The sequence below is a fragment of the Asticcacaulis sp. genome, assembly GCF_027484505.1.
Lineage (GTDB): Bacteria > Pseudomonadota > Alphaproteobacteria > Caulobacterales > Caulobacteraceae > Asticcacaulis.
In genome coordinates, this window is record NZ_JAIXSV010000311.1 from 1 (window position 1) to 3738 (window position 3738).

Below are 3738 nucleotides of genomic sequence, written 5' to 3' on the forward strand. Positions count from 1 at the left end.
CGTCGTGCAGCGCCGCCCACGGCACATTCCGCAATTCCTGATTGGGAGAAAAAACAAGTGTCCGAACCTGTTGAGATTTCAGGGATTGCACAGCGTCCCTGACGATATAATCGTAGAGCGCGCGCGCCGCCGGCAGGTCTGAGGCGCGATCCCGGATAGTCTCTGACAAGGCGTGCGCCTGAGCGACGACCTCATGGCGGCTTACCCGGCGCTCGAAACGCTGGATCTGTACGGTCTTGCTTGACGGATTAACAGCGCTGGCGAGAACCACCACCCGATCCTCAAGCAGGATCGGGTAAAGAACCGCCGCTTGCGGATCGAGTTCTTCAATATCCCTGACCTCCGATATACCGAAGCGGATACAGGCATCTGCGAAGTATTTTTCAAGGTCCACCAGACGACCCAGTTCCAGCGTATAGCGCGCTTCGCGCAGACGCTTCTGGTCCTGATCGCCGGTCGTCAGAAGATAGGCGACACGGCTTTCCAGCGCCTGAAGCATCAAGGCGTGCAGATAGGTCCGCTGCTCCAGATCAGCCAATTGGGCGACCGACGGGCGCAGGGCCTGTACAAGGGACACCACCCGCGCATAGGCAAGGTCCGCATCCGCAGGGTGCGTACCCTTTTGTAGCAAGACCGCTTTTTGCAAGCTATATTCCAACTGACCGGCTTCATCACGCGCCTGCGCCGCCAGCAATTCCGCTTCCCCGGTTAGGGACAGCGCCGTGTCCAGCCGGCCGGCACGCGCGTATAACCTGCCGAGCAGTGCCATAGAACGTGCCCGAAACGCCCGATCGTCTTTATCCGTAACCCTGGTCAACGCCCGATAAGCTATCTGATCATAGGTATCGCTGTGTTCGGCGTAGGCGCGGTTGATCGCCGCATCGGCAATCAGAAGCCACCCCTCGGCATAAGGTTCTGGTCCGGATGCCCGGTCCAGAGCCGTAGTCAATTGCCGCAGAACGCGAGCCCTGTATTCTGCACCGATAGCCGTGCGGGCATACAGGACACGGGCCTTCACCTCCAGATCAACCCGTTGTTCCTTACTGGCGTATCGAACAGCGGACTCTGCCCAGTCTAAACTGTCAGGGTCTGCCCTCTCAGTGCTCTGAACAGCAATACCGCTCACCCACGGCAACACCGATAACCGGTTATTCTGTCGCAGCCGCACCTGTATCAGGTTCATGGCACTGCGTGCCGCCAGGTCGCGACGCCCGGCCGCTTCGGCTTGCCCGAGGCTTTTCCTGAAGGCCTTCTCGGCCTCAGATATGCGTCCGGTCAGGAAATAGACAAGCCCCACACCGCCTTCGGCCTCGGCTCTCACAGCTGCGGGTTGCCCCTCAGATGCCGCATCCAGATAGGCTTTCAGCGCCTCATCATAGCGCCCCTCATTAAGATATGTGGCCGCCCCCTTGAGGTCGCTGGCGTGTACATTACCCGACACTGCAAGGCAGATCAGTACAACAGCTATAGAAAGAAAACGCCAGCCCATTCCGCCCCCCAGCTGCGCCCATCGTAATTAGACGCACCACTAAGAGCACAACTTTTAATTTAGGAAAACGGGCAAAGATAACGTTGTATTGGAAAAAATTGCCCAGTTGCAATGCAGCAACACGAGGCCCCGGTGATCTCCGCGAATTGGGCTCGCTCCCTTGTGGCCAAACTATCTCACACGATGGCGTCTTTGATAAATTTTACGCGTTTGCGAAAAAAAAGATTGACGCCTCGTGAATGTTATATGACGCTGACGACGTTATCCAAAGGCGGATAACACACGGCGGCGCCACAGAAGGCTTCGCCCATCACCGGACAACGACGTCTCAGACCATTACCGCACAAGGGGAACCTGCGGTTTAGTCTGGGGCGTTTTTTTTTGCTCTTTTCAGGGGATATGACCGTGGCCCATCTCAAGCTGCGTCGGAAAAGTGCGCCTTTAATTTTGTGCGGCGCAACATTGTTAAGCGGGGTGTGTGCCCCGGCTTTCGCTCAGGAGGCGTTTGGCGAGGCGCTGGCCATGGGCAAGCCTCTGCTGGAAAGCCGCCTGCGCTATGAGGGCGTGGATCAGGCGGGGCTGAAAAAGGGATCGGCCCTGACCCTGCGCAATCGCATCGGCTTTCAGTCGGCGGACTGGAAGAACCTGAAATTTCTCGTGGAATTCGAAGACGTCCGCGCTCTGGATGACGACTACAACTCGACCACCAACGGCAAGACGCAATATCCGGCCGTCAATGACCCGACGGTGACCGAACTGAACCGCGCGCAGGTGGTATGGACGCCCTCAAGCTTCACCACCGTCACCGCCGGTCGTCAGCGCCTCATCCTCGACGATGCGCGCTTCATCGGCAATGTCGGCTGGCGTCAGGACGAACAGACCTTCGATGCCCTGCGCGTCGATACCACGCTGGGCAAGCTGGCCGTCACCTACGCCTATGTGTTTCAGGTCAACCGTGTTCTCGGCGAAAGCGCTGACTGGGATTCCGACAGCCACCTGTTGAATGTCACCCTGCCGATCAATGAAGCCCTGAAGCTTCAGGCCTTTGATTACGCGCTCGATTTCGAGAATGCTAAGGCGAACTCGACTAATACCATCGGCCTAAAGGCGTACGGTTCGCCCTGGGCATCATCCTCTAAGCGGGCCCAGTCCGGTGACTACGCCAAACAGACCGACTATGGCTATAACCCGGCCGATTTCGAGCTGTCCGCCTCAAATATCGACGGGGCGGTGACCTGGGACATGTACACCTTCAAGGTCGGTTACGAGACCTTTGAAGGGGACGGCACGCGCGGCTTTATTACGCCGCTGGCCACCGCGCACGCCTTCAATGGCTGGTCCGATGCGCTGGCCTTCAATGGCAACAAGACCATGGCCAACGGGTTCAAGAACCTCAGCTACACCCTGACGGTAGCAGGCTACACCCATCCGTCATTCCCGTTGATCAAGAACCCGACCCTGACGCTCGCCTACCACGATTTTGAGACGGATCGCCTCAGCCAGTCGATCGGCACGGAGTTCGACGCGCAGTTTGCCTCTGGCCTGACCAGGAACCTGTCGCTGCTGCTGAAATATGCCGACTTTGAGCGCGCCAACACCCTCATGCCCGCCTCGCGCACCAAGGTGTGGGTCGGCTTCGAATACAAACTCTAAGGGACTGCCTGATATGACCACCTTTTCCCGCCGTCAGGCCCTGATCGGGGCCGCCGCCACCGTCGCCGCTGCCAAAGGGCTTTTTCCTTCCGGTGCCTATGCCGCCGGCAAAGGGCCTGAGGTTTCCGGTGCCAAGCTGGGCTTTATTGCCCTGACCGATGCCTCCCCCCTCATCATTGCCAAGGAAAAAGGCCTGTTTGCCAAATACGGCCTGCCCAATGTCGAGGTGCTGAAACAGGCTTCGTGGGGGGCCACGCGCGACAATATCGTGCTCGGCTCACAAGGCGGCGGCATCGACGGGGCGCATATCCTCAGCCCCATGCCGTATCAGTTCACGCTTGGCGTCGGGGCGCGCAAGACGCCGATGTATATTCTGTCGCGGCTCAATACCAATGGGCAGGCCATCAGCGTCGGTAACGATCTGAAAAACGTGCAGGTCGGCCTCAATGCCGGCGGTGCGAAGGCCAAGTTTGCCCAGATGAAGGCCGCCGGCAATCTGGCCAAGGTGGCCATGACCTATCGCGGCGGCACACATGATTTGTGGGTGCGCTACTGGCTGGCGGCCGCCGGGATCAATCCGGATACAGATGTCTCCA

At 58.7% G+C, this 3738-nt stretch carries 3 protein-coding genes; 2 read left to right on the forward strand and 1 reads right to left on the reverse strand.

Translation table 11 applies throughout. From position 1 onward, the window contains the following. On the reverse strand, positions 1–1489 hold a 1489-nt coding region (locus tag Q0072_RS18400; protein ID WP_298333013.1), incomplete at its 3' end, for a hypothetical protein. 405 nt (positions 1490–1894) lie between these two features. Between Q0072_RS18400 and Q0072_RS18405 the strand changes: the two genes are divergently transcribed. Together Q0072_RS18405 and Q0072_RS18410 are read left to right on the forward strand one after the other, a co-directional pair. After that, on the forward strand, positions 1895–3142 hold the full coding sequence (locus Q0072_RS18405; protein WP_298333014.1) for an alginate export family protein: 1248 nt from the start codon (positions 1895–1897) through the stop codon (positions 3140–3142). A 13-nt stretch (positions 3143–3155) separates the two neighbouring features. After that, positions 3156–3738 (forward strand): CmpA/NrtA family ABC transporter substrate-binding protein (locus Q0072_RS18410; protein WP_298333015.1); only part of this gene is annotated, 583 nt, incomplete at its 3' end.